This window comes from Labilibaculum sp., assembly GCF_041595635.1.
Taxonomy (GTDB): domain Bacteria; phylum Bacteroidota; class Bacteroidia; order Bacteroidales; family Marinifilaceae; genus Labilibaculum.
The window spans coordinates 1-14,319 of the sequence record NZ_JBFHJW010000087.1; the positions used below are offsets into that span (position 1 = coordinate 1).

The 14,319-nt window shown below is 34.7% G+C and carries 11 protein-coding genes and 1 pseudogene; 4 read left to right on the forward strand and 8 right to left on the reverse strand.

The window, feature by feature from the left end; translation table 11 throughout:
- Positions 1 to 137 precede the first annotated feature (137 nt).
- Both ABYT26_RS16390 and ABYT26_RS16395 read right to left on the reverse strand, forming a co-directional pair.
- Positions 138 to 452, reverse strand: coding sequence for a C-GCAxxG-C-C family (seleno)protein (locus ABYT26_RS16390; RefSeq protein ID WP_372755875.1), 315 nt, complete (start codon positions 450 to 452; stop codon positions 138 to 140).
- Positions 436 to 573 (reverse strand): hypothetical protein, encoded by a 138-nt coding sequence (locus ABYT26_RS16395; protein WP_372755877.1) that lies wholly within the window; start codon positions 571 to 573, stop codon positions 436 to 438. The genes ABYT26_RS16390 and ABYT26_RS16395 overlap by 17 nt, the downstream gene beginning before the upstream one ends.
- 965 nt (positions 574 to 1,538) lie before the next feature.
- Between ABYT26_RS16395 and ABYT26_RS16400 the strand changes: the two are divergent.
- Positions 1,539 to 1,736 (forward strand): annotated as a pseudogene (locus ABYT26_RS16400) (helix-turn-helix transcriptional regulator); the annotation flags it as partial.
- A gap of 1,144 nt (positions 1,737 to 2,880) precedes the next feature.
- Positions 2,881 to 3,069, forward strand: coding sequence for a GRAM domain-containing protein (locus tag ABYT26_RS16405; protein WP_372755879.1), 189 nt, complete (start codon positions 2,881 to 2,883; stop codon positions 3,067 to 3,069).
- 178 nt (positions 3,070 to 3,247) lie between these two features.
- Here the strand turns inward: ABYT26_RS16405 and ABYT26_RS16410 are convergent, their stop codons facing one another.
- Both ABYT26_RS16410 and ABYT26_RS16415 read right to left on the reverse strand, forming a co-directional pair.
- Positions 3,248 to 5,425 (reverse strand): amino acid permease, encoded by a 2,178-nt coding sequence (locus ABYT26_RS16410; protein WP_372755881.1) that lies wholly within the window; start codon positions 5,423 to 5,425, stop codon positions 3,248 to 3,250.
- A gap of 243 nt (positions 5,426 to 5,668) precedes the next feature.
- A complete protein-coding gene (locus ABYT26_RS16415; protein ID WP_372755883.1) occupies positions 5,669 to 6,472 on the reverse strand; it encodes a hypothetical protein in 804 nt (267 codons plus the stop codon).
- 465 nt (positions 6,473 to 6,937) lie between these two features.
- On the opposite strand from ABYT26_RS16415, the gene ABYT26_RS16420 reads away from it, so the two are divergent.
- Together ABYT26_RS16420 and ABYT26_RS16425 are read left to right on the forward strand one after the other, a co-directional pair.
- Entirely contained in the window at positions 6,938 to 7,792 is an 855-nt protein-coding gene (locus tag ABYT26_RS16420; RefSeq protein WP_372755885.1) for a mechanosensitive ion channel family protein, read from the forward strand.
- Positions 7,793 to 7,949: 157 nt separating this feature from the next.
- Complete coding sequence (locus tag ABYT26_RS16425) at positions 7,950 to 8,888, forward strand: radical SAM protein (protein WP_372755887.1); 939 nt, start codon at positions 7,950 to 7,952, stop codon at positions 8,886 to 8,888.
- A gap of 193 nt (positions 8,889 to 9,081) precedes the next feature.
- On the opposite strand, the gene xylE is transcribed toward ABYT26_RS16425, so the two are convergent.
- From xylE to ABYT26_RS16445, 4 genes are all read right to left on the reverse strand, one after another.
- A complete protein-coding gene (gene xylE / locus ABYT26_RS16430) occupies positions 9,082 to 10,689 on the reverse strand; it encodes a D-xylose transporter XylE (protein WP_372755889.1) in 1,608 nt (535 codons plus the stop codon).
- Between the two features lie 68 nt (positions 10,690 to 10,757).
- A complete protein-coding gene (gene xylA / locus ABYT26_RS16435) occupies positions 10,758 to 12,083 on the reverse strand; it encodes a xylose isomerase (RefSeq protein WP_372755891.1) in 1,326 nt (441 codons plus the stop codon).
- A gap of 43 nt (positions 12,084 to 12,126) precedes the next feature.
- A complete protein-coding gene (locus tag ABYT26_RS16440; protein WP_372755893.1) occupies positions 12,127 to 13,608 on the reverse strand; it encodes a xylulokinase in 1,482 nt (493 codons plus the stop codon).
- Positions 13,609 to 13,695: 87 nt separating this feature from the next.
- A partial coding sequence (locus tag ABYT26_RS16445; protein WP_372755895.1) for a substrate-binding domain-containing protein occupies positions 13,696 to 14,319 on the reverse strand: 624 nt, incomplete at its 5' end.

Consider the following 14,319-nt stretch of genomic DNA (forward strand, 5'->3'; position numbering starts at 1 on the left):
GCGACCATAAAATGGACGATGCCGATCCAAAACTGGGGAGTGATACTCAATCAGTTTTTAGCTATATTTGAAGAAAGGGTCAGACTTAACTAAAGTCTAACCCTGGAAATATCACTTACACACTTTGCGGGACAGTGTCAACCAAACAAATCTGCCATTAGAACATCCCTTATTTCTTTCTTATCATACAGCAATCCGATAAGAGCCGCAGCACCATTCAAAGTTCCACAAATAGTACCAGATCCACATACTCCACCATGACCATATTTCATCATTTGTACAGGAAAAGAAGCAAAGGGTTCCCCCAATTTATCGGCAAGTTGATATATTATGCTACAAAAAACTCCATACATACAACTTCCTTTAGGATAATTTTCATAAGCTATGTTTGCGGTTACATCTGAATCTAAAGGAGTATATGTCCATTTCGAGTCACTATCTTTGAATTCCATTTTTTTTTGGCTTGGCTGCTTGTTTTATTTCAGGTTTAAAAGCTGTTACAATATTTACTGCTCCAACTCCTCCCATAGCTAAAGCAGCTGCTGCTAATTTTATTACTTTTAGTCTTTCCATTTTTATTCGAAGTATTTAGGGTAATTGGCTGAATGGCCAAATTACTTTCCAAATTTTTTAATTCTTATTATAACCTAAGAGCGCAAGTCATAAATTTAAGTCCACATGGAATAGCCAAACTATAAAAGACAAAATTCTTCACCTTATGACCTTGCACAATTTTATTCTTTTTGAGAATGTTAAGGGTATTTAGACATGGTTAATATATCGACACCAAGCATCTTAGTATGCTTTTTCACCAACATATTTTTATTCTATATTGCAAGAATAATAAATAAACACCTCTGCCTTATCTGCATATTCTTTCTCAATCTCTCTAATCATATCATTTAATTAAACTATAAATGCTACGATATGCCACAAAAAAAAACTTTTCTATCCCCATGCAGAATTACATAGTCTTCACCTAACTATTATAAATCAAAATGTATTAAGCAATTCAAAGCTATTTTCTTATTTGGCAAATACACCAAATTATCTTAATATTATTAGTTATTTACATCACTCAATTCCTTTTACATTGAATATTTATTACCAACCTCTATAAATTTTGATTACAACAATCTATATTAACACATTAATTATATTGATATTAGAAACAAACACACAACAAAAAAATAGCATCTAATAAGACATTAGATACATACTCTTTCAAAAATTCCTTAACCATATATAAACAACTCATTCTTTTTTGTCTATCATCTCTTAATGAATTTACTTGTTTACCTGATATAGATCTCAAAATAAATTACAAATACACTTAAACAGAATTGGTTTATAAAGCATTCTAATTTATTAAGAGATAAGAATACCTTGAAACCTCTATACCTTTCAAAAAAAGGAGCCACAAATTCAGATGAATTGTAGCTCCTTTGTTATATAATTATACAATCACTTTCTTTTACAAGCTATATTTCAACTCCTTGTAATGTTATCCCTAATAGTACCACGATTTATCACGAAACGAAATTAAGATTTTTAGCCTTACCAAACTTGAATTAAGCACTCGTGAAATGGCAGGAATACTCATGATATCCCCTTCGAGTGTGAATACAGCACGCTACCGACTCCGAAAAAAATTAAACTTAGCTACCTCCGAAAAGCTAGAAGATGTGGTTAATTGCATCAATGAAGAAACAGAGCTAGAAAAACAACTCTCTTAATTCGTAACAATGCATTCACGAATAATAAGCTCTATTCAAAACCATTAAAATACTTACAAAAGTAAGCAATAAAGAGTTTCTTAATTGAAAATTAAGAAATTCGTAATTACGTCTGCTTCATTTTTTTTAGCGAATGTATTCTTTGTTTTTACTACTACTCCTACATAAGTTCAATTTAGATCTCTAAATTTCAAAAACTCATTCTCAATCAACAAAGAGAGATCGAGAGTATCTGTATGGTATGGACACTTTTCCTCTACTATTTTTACAAAATGATACTATAAATCTTTCCCCTAATTTATATATTCACAAAAAAGGGAAGTCTTATGACTTCCCCGTCGCAACTAAAGTGTGTAGTTTTTAAAAGTCCTAACCTCATTCAGGATCATGTGTAATGTTGCGGTTACTTAACAAAAACTTAATAAATATATTGCATTTATCTTAAAATAAAAACTCAAAAACAATATTTTATAGTTTACTACACATGTTATTTTTATGCAATTACGAAAGCCTAACAAATTTAAACTTACACAGACACTAATAATTTTCAAAGAATACGTCTATCAAGAACAGAATACAAAAAGAAAGCCTCCTAAACCCACATGAGTCTATACATAAACACATTGACAAATTTGACTTACAAACAAATAACAATATACTATTCCCTTTTAGCCTCCTTATCGGCCCATAAGGATTAAAAACAATGATTTAATTAGAAAGCAACCAATTAATTGCACTGAAAATTTTTTTTGTAAATATTTTTATGAAAATATGTAATACTGAATATAAGATAAAAACAAATATTTTTTTCAGATTAATAACTAAAAAATATTTGTTTAAACATTACATACAACTGCAAAAGAGCAATAAAAAAATCACATTACGTCAAAGAATTCTATTAGTTTTATTAACAGGCATTGTCTATGTATGCATCCTCCTATTTTTACATTACGCATTCGATTATAATTCTATGCAAAGTATCGCCTTTCTGACTTTATTTTTCATGTTATTATTTGGAATTAGCTTTCCATTCGTGTTGGAAAAAATGGGCCAAAAAATGAATTCCAAAATCAAAATTTCAGAAATGGATGAAAATCAAAACCTGATATATGAGTAAGGTGCCAACTTGTTTCTCGGGTCGTAGATGGCTGCTGGAGGCAAATTATTTTTGACCAATAAACGATTGATTTTTAATACTCACAAATACAATTTTCAAACGGGTGAAACCTCTATTAATTTGGGTGACATTACCGCAATCAACAAAAGAAAAACAAGCCATATTATAGACAATGAATTGCGAATTATTACCAAAACAAGTCTAAATACAATTTAGTTCTGAGCAATCGGGATGTATGGTATGATTAATAAAACAAAATTGTTTCTATAAAACCAAAAAATTCACTAGCAACATACAACCCTCCTAACAAGTACAATATCAGAAAGTATATATGTTTAATTTATAAAGTGAGGCATTTAGTCTGATCCCATTTTCAAATTTTGTTGAAAACGAACTAAACCAATACATTTTCCAGACTCGAATCTACACAGAAAACAGAAGATATTCTGGATTCATTTACAATGCTAAGCATATCCGTAGTTAACATATCGGTGCCAACACTAAATATATTTACATCAGCACTTCGATGTTTTTTTACCAAACTTAAAAGCTCTCCTTTTCTAATATTTATATTGGTGTTTTTCGGAAAACGAATCATGCTTTGAAAATTTTCCATATCTGTAGCTGAAAATTCTAAATTTGATTTAGTATCCACGATATGAACATCAATTATCCCCTTCCAATTCTTGCAAATTAGTAAAGACAAAAGTGTAGACAAATCATTGTTTCCAATGGAAAAACTTTCCTTCCAGTTATCCGGAATATTTGTTAGCCATAGGTTGATATTTTTTTCAATGGCAAGACTTGCTGTGGAAAAAGGAATGTAAATAATCATTCCAAAATTATTCTTCTTCACATCACTTATTAACTGGTCGTAGTACTTAAAATCTATATTTCCGGTATCAACACTAACAAAAATAATATTAGGCTTAAAAAATGCAGCATTTAAAGATTGCATGCTGATATTAATTGTGGTATTGAGTTCTTTGTTATCGACAAAAGCATAGGAAACGGAAATTCCATTCTCCTTAAATTTCTGAGATGCATTCGATAAAAACAGTTCTATATTTTTCTGTTCATCGGGATTTTCATTAAACAAGGATAAAATTTTAACGGACCCTTTGGGATAGATAATTGAATGAATAAGCTTATAGGAACTTCTGATTTCCTTCGGCATATTCATTGGAATCAAAAGATCTGGTCGCCAAGATCTCACCTCTTTTTGAGGACTAAGATTGCTCGACTTTTTTGTAGCCCACTCTGCTAGTGCCGTAAAAAGACCACTTCTCGAATCTCCTACATCAGATTGCAATTTTAAGTTAACCAAGTAGAAGTAAAATATAAAAATAAATATTAGTGATAAGAGAGCAACAATCACATTCACTACAAACATAATTGCAATGGATCCAAATGCTCCCAAAGCAGGAATTAGTAGAGGAACTTTTAATGTTGGTCTATAACTTGGCAAACTCAACGACTGCTCAACCAACACAACAATATTTACCATTGCATATGTAATCATAAAAAACATGGTAAGAATTGGGGCTATTGTATTTAAATCGCGCGATGAAATACCCAAAAACACAATTACAGCAGTAATAAGCATTGAATTGATTGGTTCTCCTTTTTTCGATATTTTCGCAAGATGTTTACTTTGAGGCAAGATGCCCTTTTCAGCAAGAGCCAGCATTATTCGGGGAGCTCCAATAAAGGATCCAAGTGCTGATGAAAGGGTTGCTCCCAGCAATCCAGCAAGAACTATGGGTCCATAAAGGGCTTTATCGATGAATAAGGTATAGTTGGATGCCAACTCATCGGGAGGCGCTAACATAGAGGCGACAAAAATTAAGCTAATGTAAATCAAAGTTGTTAATATTACGGCAGAAATAGTTCCTTTAGGAATGCTTTTACGAGGACTGGTTAGGTCTCCAGACATGTTTGCACCCGCCATTACTCCTGTTACAGCAGGAAAGAATACCGCAAAAACCCCCCAGAATGATGTACCACTAAAATTGTTTTCTATGGAGCCTGGATACTTACCAAACAGTTCAAAATTATAATTTAAATCATTCACAAATAAAGCCCCGTAAATCGAGATTAACGACAAAACAATAATACCAAGAATAATGTACTGAATTTTAAAAGCAAAACTTGTACTTATAAAAGCAATGGTCATAACAATTACAAAAACAACAATATCGAGCATTAAGGGATTTAAGCCGGGTAATATAGATACCAATCCTTCCCTAAATCCAAAAACATACATAGCCACCGCCAATGCCTGAGCGATATAAAATGGAATTCCAATAGCTCCTCCTATTTCCAAACCCAAAGATTTTGAGATAATACTAAAAGCACCACCCGCTCCTATTCGAACATTGGTGGTAATGGAAGATAAACTTAAGGCCGTTGTAAATGTTATGGCAACAGAAAGTAACACAATTGCCAATGCACCAACAATACCAGCATTCCCAACTACCCAGGATTGCCTGATATACATAATAACTCCAAGAATAGTTAAAGTAGTTGGAGTAAATACTCCAGCAAAGGTTCCGAAAGTCTTCTTTGTCATGTCTCTTACTTTAAACCGTATGCTAAAATTTCAACTGAATTTAAGGTGATAAAATATGCTGTAGGAGAAAACATAAACCTCACACGGAAATAATAAGTCAAAAGGCCAACTTCTCTGTTCTCCAGAAACAATGTTTAACGAATAGGCCTACACTTTATATTCTATAAGTACAAACTAAACTATTTCACTACAAACACTTTAACTCCCTATTGAATAACGTAAATTGGCCTACCCTAAACTCTACTACTTCTTCACCGTTGGGTGGAATTTCTCTGTCTTCACTAAAACACCTACATAGGTCCAATTTAAATCTCTAAGTTTCAAAGCAGCATCCTCTTTCAATTGTGCTTTAGAATCTAAAATCGCTAATTCCTCAAAATCATAGGCTTCAAAATAGTGCTTAAAATCGTCATACATATCAAAAGTAAGGTGTGTTGTTTTTACTTTACTTCCCGAAGGCATTAAAACACGAGCCAAAGCCCAATGGCCCAAAATACCTTTATCAACTAATTTTTGAAATTTAGGTAAGAAAACATTCTTTTCCGCAGTCTCATACTCCTTAGATTTTCCTGGAAGAACATCCATAAAATTCATTTTCATAACAGAACCCAACTCCATTTCAAAGTCATCGTCAGTAACAGCAATTATACTTACAAACATTCTCTTACTCAACTCTCTTGATTCATCTCCTTTCTGAATAATATTTTCTAAATCTACATCCGAGATCAAAGGATAAGCTCTTTTTGCAGCCTCCCAAATATCACCAGCCTCCATAGCACTAACAGCATCATTGTAAATCGTGACAGTAACATATTGATATGCCTGTTCGGCACCTCCTGGTTTTAGGGACCATAAATCCCATCCTTTAATTTCTCCATTTTTAACCCGTTCAGCATGAATTTTCTCCCAAAAAGTTTCTGTTTCCCAATAATTTGCATCCTGATTATCTTTCACTTTCATAAATTCAAAAACCAGAAATTTTTCCTGCTGTGCCATGCTAACACTGCAAAATATAGCCATAACAATAAAAAGTATCAGTTTTTTCATAACAACTAGTTTTGGTTAATAAGACATAAGTTACAGTTTTTATTGCTAAACGCAATGAGAGAATGATCTAAATAAAATAGATATAAGATCGTCGATTAGTATTTTTAAATCACCATATTGATAAACAAACACTTTCTCAATTCTTACCTTAAGAATCAAAATACTAAAGCATTCCAACCAATAAGTTCAATGTACTGATTAAAAATTGGTAAATGAGAACACTTAAAAACAAGAACCATACTTGATATTGACTTGCCAAAATTCTAATTACAAAATCACAAATAGACTAAGAGTATGAATTTGTTACGTAAAAAACATTTACATTAGTAATGTAATTTCAATACTGAACTTTGATTTTCAGACTGAAACAACTCATCAGTTTTTTATAAGATTACAAATTAAAATAGCGAACAACTCATCTATATAATTTTTTTAAACTGCCCTTTACCTAATAACTGGATTAATATGATAGAATTACAGGAAATATCAGATACTACCCTCGAATTACTCCCAAAAATTGGATTAGGGAGCGTTATTCTATTCTCGTTTATATTAGCCTCGTGGTTGATTAAAAAAATAATTACCAAAAAAGTCAAGCCAAAAACCAAAAACCCCCTACTAGCAGAATTTATAGGAAAAGTAGTAGCATTTCTTATTGCTATAATCGGATTTGTACTATTTCTGCATGTAATTGGATTGGGTGCTGTTGCAAAAAACATAATGGCGGGAGCTGGTATTACTACTTTTATAATTGGTTTTGCTTTTAAAGACATCGGAGAAAATTTTCTTTCCGGAATTTTAATGGCTTTTAAAAGTCCATTTAAAGTAGGCGATTTAATTGAAACCAGTGGTACAATTGGTTATGTTCTAGAACTAAACCTTAGAGAAAGTATTCTGAAAACATTGGATGGAAAAGATGTTTTCATTCCCAATTCTCAGATTATTAAATCGCCACTATTTAACTACACCATTGATGGCTATCTGCGATATGAAATTACCATTGGTTTGGATTACAATGTCGATTTCAAGAAGGTCACTGATATCATTAAAAGAAACTTAAGTGCAATTCCTGAAGTGTTGACAGGTGATAAAAAACCCATGATAGTAGTTGATGAATTGGCTACTAGTACAGTTTCAATGAGAGTATTATACTGGATCGATACGTTTACTTTAAAATCAAAAGCCTACCACTTGCAGATCAAATCGCAAATAATAATTAATTTGGTAGAAGATTTCAACAAAAATGGTATTTATCTACCGGCTGATATTATTGAGATTAAAAACTACAGTAATCAGACAATTCAAACCAATAAAAATTAAGTAGTACAAAATTGAAAATAATTTTGAATCCGTACTTTTCATTTTCCTCAAAAAATGCGGAAAAGATAAGGAGGTGTGTACTTAAAAAGAAAAGTCGTTAAGCTAACACGAAAAAAGCCTGACAATCCAAAAAGAATACAATTTCAAAATTCTAAATATGTATTACTATTTATTTGGCCCTGTGCCTTCCCGACGTCTGGGAATGTCCTTAGGTGTAGATTTAGTTCCTCGAAAAGTATGCACGCTAGATTGTGTTTACTGCGAGGTGGGAAAAACCAGCAAACTAAGCCTCGAAAGAAAGGAATACATTCCCTACGATAAAATTATTGCTGAGCTAAAGCACTACTTTCAAAACAATCCAGATCCTGATTACATTACCTTTTCGGGATCGGGCGAACCCACTTTAAACTCGAGAATTGGCGATGTGCTGCAATTTATTAAGGAACAGAAACCAGAAATTCCTGTGGCAGTGCTCACCAACGGTAGCTTGCTTTACGATAAAAAAGTACGAAGTGAACTAATGAAAGCCGATGTTGTACTTCCCTCGCTCGATGCAGGTAGCAATGAAGTGTTTCAAAAGATTAATGCTCCAGCTAAGGATCTGAATTTCGAGAAGTACGTACAAGGATTAGTCGACTTTAAATCTGAATTTTCAGGTAAGATATGGCTGGAAGTATTTATTTTACCTGACTATAACCTAGAAAAGGAGGAGCTTGGGAGAATGGAGAAACTGATTGCCCGTATCAATCCTGATTCGGTACAACTAAACACTCTCGATCGACCCGGAACCGTTCCAAATCTTCATTCGGCCAGTAAGGAAGAATTGCTGGAAATTAAAAAGAACTGGAATTTAGAAAATGTAGAGATCATTTCTTCGGCGGTAGAACGAAAAGATATACAATCGTACCGTAGCGATACCGAGACCGCTATTTTGGAAACCATTTCTCGAAGACCTTGCACCAATCAGGATTTAAGTAAGATTGTTGGTTTGCACATCAATGAAATAAACAAGTATCTCGATGTGCTAGAAGCAGAGAAGAAGATCTCAACCATCAGTCAGGAAAGAGGTGTTTTTTATCAGCCTTACAACAAGTAAGAAATCATTTTTTAAAAAGAAGATTTGTACTCACACACTAATAGAGAACACGATTCTTAACTTACTACAATAAAAAAAGGATCGGCCCCCGCCGATCCTTTAACTTACTCATTGCCTTAAATCAATAAAACCCACCAACATATCTATTAATTAAACGGCAATGAATAAAGGATTCTCACTAACTAATTCTTATCTATTTTTTCCATAATTTTTGCATATCTTCTAAGCTTCTTCCTTTTGTTTCTGGTATCACTTTCCAAACAAATAATGCGGATAGAATGCCCATTACACCATAAATCCAATAAGAAAATCCGTGATGGAATTGAGCTGTTAACCAAGAATTATCGTTCATCATAGGGAAAGTCCATGAAACCATCATATTAGCGATCCACTGAGCAGCAACAGCCAAAGACATTGCACTACGAATTGAATTCGGGAAAATCTCCGAAAGCAACACCCAGGTGACTGGTCCCCACGACATAGCGAAAAAGGCAACATATCCTAACATAGCGAACAAAGCCACCAAGCCCATTTGGTTGAAATAAAATGCGCTGCCTAAAGCGAACATACAAATTCCCATTCCTACACCCCCAATAATCATTAATGGTTTACGACCAAATTTGTCTACTGTAAAAATAGCAAGCACTGTAAATATCAAATTAATTGCCCCCACTAAAATGGTTTGTAGTAAGGATGTATCGGTATCGTTACCCATATTTCTGAAAATTTCAGATGCATAATACAACACAACATTAATACCCACAAACTGCTGGAATACAGACAACAGAACTCCAATTACTATTATTAATCCTCCAAAAGTTAACCATGGAGAGTTTGTTTCTTTTAACGACTCCTTGATTTCAGCTAATAACTTAGGAGCTTTGCTTGTACCCACAATTTTAATCAACAATCCTTCCGCTTCTTCTTCGCGCGATTTCATGATTAAATAACGTGGCGATTCAGGCACAAAATACAACATGATTAAAAAGAAGACTGCTGGGATTGTCTCCGATGCAAACATGTACCTCCATCCAATTTCATTCAACCAGTTATCATCTCCGTTTAGAGCAATAAAATAGTTCACAAAATAAACGATCAACATACCAAAAACGATTGCGAACTGGTTTCCAGAAACCAATTTTCCGCGAATGTCTGCAGGAGCAATTTCGGCGATATACATAGGCGAAAGCATGGAGGCAATTCCTACTCCAATACCACCTACAATACGATAAAATATAAAGGCTGTAATGGTACTTGATCCGAAAAGGTTCATAATTTCGGGCATGGCAGAACCTAATGCTGAAATTGTAAAAAGAACGGCAGCTAAAATAAGACCTTTCTTTCTACCTATATTTTGACTGACATATCCCCCAATAGAACCACCAATAATACATCCAATTAGAGCACTAGAGATGGTAAATCCATTGATTGAATTCAATGTATTTTCAGAAATCTCATTTACGGATACCCAAAATTGAGTATACCAAATCACAGCACCTACAACAACTACTAAAATACTGTAAAGAAGCCCCTTTTGTTTTCCATACATTCGAAACATAAAGCTGGACACCAAAAGTGAGACAATAACAAAACACATAGATACAATGACTTTGTATTCTGTCAACACTTGCAAAGCAAGAGCACTATCCGACTGAAGCGGAGTTACAAAAAATACTTTAAGTGCTTCAATAGCACCATTAATTACGGCAGTATCGTAACCAAATAACAATCCCCCTAGTGTAGCCACTAAAGTGATGCTTAGTATGAACGATTTACTCCCTTGGGCCTGGGTCTGATTCATGGGTTTGGATTTGGAATTAAAAAGTAAACTCCCGCAACCTAACAAGCGGGAGTTTTTAAGATGATTTATTAAATATACCAGTTAACTAACTGTTCTAACATTTCCTGTTTACCACTCAATTGAGCTGGCTCACCTACTTCTTTAGCGATTTTTCTTAAATCTTCAAGACTTAAATCACCATTAGCAAAAGCTTTACCGTTTCCTGATTCAAAAGAAGAATAACGATCTTTCTTCAATTGCAATAGCGAAGATTCTGTTCTTATTTTGTCCGCAATCACCAAGCCACGAGCAAATACATCCATACCACCAATGTGTGAGATAAAGATATCTTCTAAATCGGTAGAGTTACGTCTTGTTTTTGCATCAAAATTGATTCCTCCGTGTTCAAATCCACCATTCTCAAGAATTGGCAACATAGCAGCAACTGTTTCGTAAATGCTTGTTGGAAATTCATCAGTATCCCATCCATTTTGGTAATCTCCTTTGTTCGCATCGATACTACCCAACATGTTGTTATCAACAGCAGTTTGTAATTCATGCTCGAAAGTGTGACCTGCCAAAGTAGCATGATTTACCTCAATATTGATTTTGAAATCATCTGCCAAACCATATTTGTTCAAGAAACCCATTACAGTAGCCGAATCGAAATCGTACTGATGTTTCATTGGTTCCATTGGCTTAGGCTCAATTAGGAAAGTTCCTTTAAAACCATTCTTACGACCGTAATCACGAGCCATAGTCAAAAATTGCGCCATGTGATCCAATTCCTGTTTCATATCAGTATTAAAAAGCGACATGTAACCTTCACGACCACCCCAGAATACATAACCTGTACCACCTAAAGCAATAGTAGCATCCAATGCATTTTTAACCTGAGTACCAGCATTGGCAACTACATTAAAATCAGGATTTGTAGATGCACCATTCATGTAACGTGCATTAGAGAATACGTTTGCAGTACCCCACAACAATTTCACGCCAGAATCGGCTTGTTTTTGTTTTGCATAGTCAACCATGGTAGACAATCTCTTTTCAATCTCGAAAACAGAAGCATCTCCAACAACATCAGTATCATGAAAACAATAGAAAGGCGCACCTAATTTTGTAATAAATTCGAAAGCAGCATCCATTTTCGACTTCGCAGCGCTAATTGGATCCGCATCGTTTCCCCAAGGAAATTTTTGAGTTCCTGGTCCGAATGGATCCCCACCATCGCCACAGAAAGTGTGCCAGTAAGCCACTGCAAAACGCAAGTGATCTTTCATTGTTTTACCTCCAACAATGCGGTTTTCATCGTACCACTTGTATGCTAAAGGATTTTTTGATTCTGGTCCTTCGTAAGCAATCTTTCCAATTCCTGGAAAATACTCTTTGTCTCCTTTTAATATAGTCATGATGTTTTATTTATTAAATTATCAATTGTATTTTTAGTTGTCTCTATAAATTCTTTTGCAATTGCCTGTTCCAGCGATCATAAGCACCAAGCATTTCCTTCCTCTTACTTTCGTCGGGTTTGATGGTACTTATTTTCTCTAATCCAGAAAATGCTTCTTCTAAAGAAGAATACACTCCGGCTCCATAACCTGCTCCACGCGCCGCTCCTGCGGAACCATCGGTATCATACAATTCAATGGTTGCACCCGAAACCGTTGCCAGAGTTTCCCTAAACAAAGAACTTAAGAACATATTAGCATGTCCGGCACGAATTACATTTGACTGAACACCTATTTCTTTCATCACTTCCATTCCATAGTAGAATGAAAATGCAATCCCTTCCTGTGCAGCTCTGTAAATATGGGCATCAGTGTGGCGATTCAAATTCAAATTTAAAATTTGGGCACCTACTTCGCGGTTATTTAATACCCGTTCAGCACCATTTCCAAAAGGAAGTATGGTAATACCATCAGATCCAACAGGAATCTCCATGGCTTTTTCGTTCATGTCGGCATAGCTCAAGCCTTTTGCCACATTATGGTTCAACCACGAATTCATAATTCCGGTTCCATTAATACAAAGCAAAATTCCCAACCGGCTATTCTCTTGTGTATGATTTACATGAGCAAAAGAGTTTACTCGTGAATAAGGATCGAATTTCACCTCATCGCTTACCCCATAAACCACTCCCGAAGTTCCTGCAGTGGTTGCAATCTCTCCTGGTTTCAACACATTTAAGGATAAAGCATTGTTTGGCTGATCGCCTGCACGATATGAAACGATTGCGCTACCAGAAATACCTAATTCTTCCGCAATATCAGGAAGAACTTGACCCTGATTCGAGAAAGTATCTACAATATTTGCAAGCAGATCTTTATTTAGTCCGTAAGTGTTTAATATATCTTCCGAAACGGTATTATTTTTAAAATCCCAAAAAATACCTTCCGACAAACCTGAAACCGTAGTGCAAACTTCACCTGTTAATTGCATGGCGATAAAATCTCCTGGCAACATGATTTTATGAATTTTTGCGAAGGTTTCGGGCTCATTCTCCTTCACCCAAGCCAATTTACTTGCTGTGAAATTTCCTGGCGAATTCAACAAATGTGAAAGACACTTATCCTTACCTATTTCGCCAAAGGCTTTTTCACCCAAAGCAACAGCTCTACTATCACACCAAATAATAGAGGAACGCACTGGCTTCAAATCTTTGTCAACACAAACCAATCCGTGCATCTGATAAGAAATACCTATGGCTTTCACCATTTCCTTATCTACACCGGCACTTAGCATTACACTTTTAATCGCTTGCTTCAGATTACTCCACCACATTTCAGGATCTTGCTCTGCCCAACCTATTTCGTGTGCAGTAATTGCCATTTCCTTTTTTGGGAAAAAATCAGTAGCTAAACACTTGCTACTTTCCGCATCTAGTAAGGATGCTTTTACTGATGAACTTCCTATGTCTAATCCTAATAAATACATTATATGATTTTTGTTCTGTTCTGCTCTGTTCTGTTCCGAGGCAAATATATAAATGTTTTTGCGATAAAAGAAGAATGATTAAAAAAACTAAAGTGATTTTCTCAAAATAAGCTGAGTGGGTACGCAATAGGATTTTTCTTCAGCATCCAAAACAAAGGCTGCCAGCTTTTTACCCATCAAATTAAAATCAGTAGAAATAACAGTTATTCCTTTATCGATATATTTTTTCATGGGTGTTTCATTGTAGGAAATGAGTCCTATGTCCTCCCCAAACTCTAAGTCTTTCTCTCTTGCCTTATCTAGAATTTTCACCATTGCTCTATCGCTTACCGAAAAGTAAACGGTATTCTTCTTCACCTCTATTGAATCTGCATCGGTGTAAATAGAGTGCTTGATTTTGTTGTTCTTACAAAAGCGAAGAAAGAATTCCACCGTTTCGTAGGGATGGTAGGTATAATCGGGATACACCAAACAAAAGTGCTCATATTTTTTAATTCTATCGATTCCCGATTGCAGAGCTTCGTAAACCGATTCTCCAAAATCTTGATAGATTTGTGCCTGCTGATCTTCCGCATTGATATTCCAATCGATAACCAATACCTTTTTAGAATCGAGTTGTTTTAATGTTTCGGCGACTTCAGAGTGGTCGAAATTCATGATAACGTACTTACTGTACTTACCAATACTCTCCTGTATTTGATTCTTAAAAAC

Coding starts and splice junctions, on each gene's coding strand:
- ABYT26_RS16390 (WP_372755875.1), bottom strand. CDS start 452: ATGGAATTCAAAGATAGTGACTCGAAATGGACATATACTCCTTTAGAT.
- ABYT26_RS16395 (WP_372755877.1), bottom strand. CDS start 573: ATGGAAAGACTAAAAGTAATAAAATTAGCAGCAGCTGCTTTAGCTATG.
- ABYT26_RS16405 (WP_372755879.1), top strand. CDS start 2,881: ATGGCTGCTGGAGGCAAATTATTTTTGACCAATAAACGATTGATTTTT.
- ABYT26_RS16410 (WP_372755881.1), bottom strand. CDS start 5,425: ATGACAAAGAAGACTTTCGGAACCTTTGCTGGAGTATTTACTCCAACT.
- ABYT26_RS16415 (WP_372755883.1), bottom strand. CDS start 6,472: ATGAAAAAACTGATACTTTTTATTGTTATGGCTATATTTTGCAGTGTT.
- ABYT26_RS16420 (WP_372755885.1), top strand. CDS start 6,938: ATGATAGAATTACAGGAAATATCAGATACTACCCTCGAATTACTCCCA.
- ABYT26_RS16425 (WP_372755887.1), top strand. CDS start 7,950: ATGTATTACTATTTATTTGGCCCTGTGCCTTCCCGACGTCTGGGAATG.
- xylE (WP_372755889.1), bottom strand. CDS start 10,689: ATGAATCAGACCCAGGCCCAAGGGAGTAAATCGTTCATACTAAGCATC.
- xylA (WP_372755891.1), bottom strand. CDS start 12,083: ATGACTATATTAAAAGGAGACAAAGAGTATTTTCCAGGAATTGGAAAG.
- ABYT26_RS16440 (WP_372755893.1), bottom strand. CDS start 13,608: ATGTATTTATTAGGATTAGACATAGGAAGTTCATCAGTAAAAGCATCC.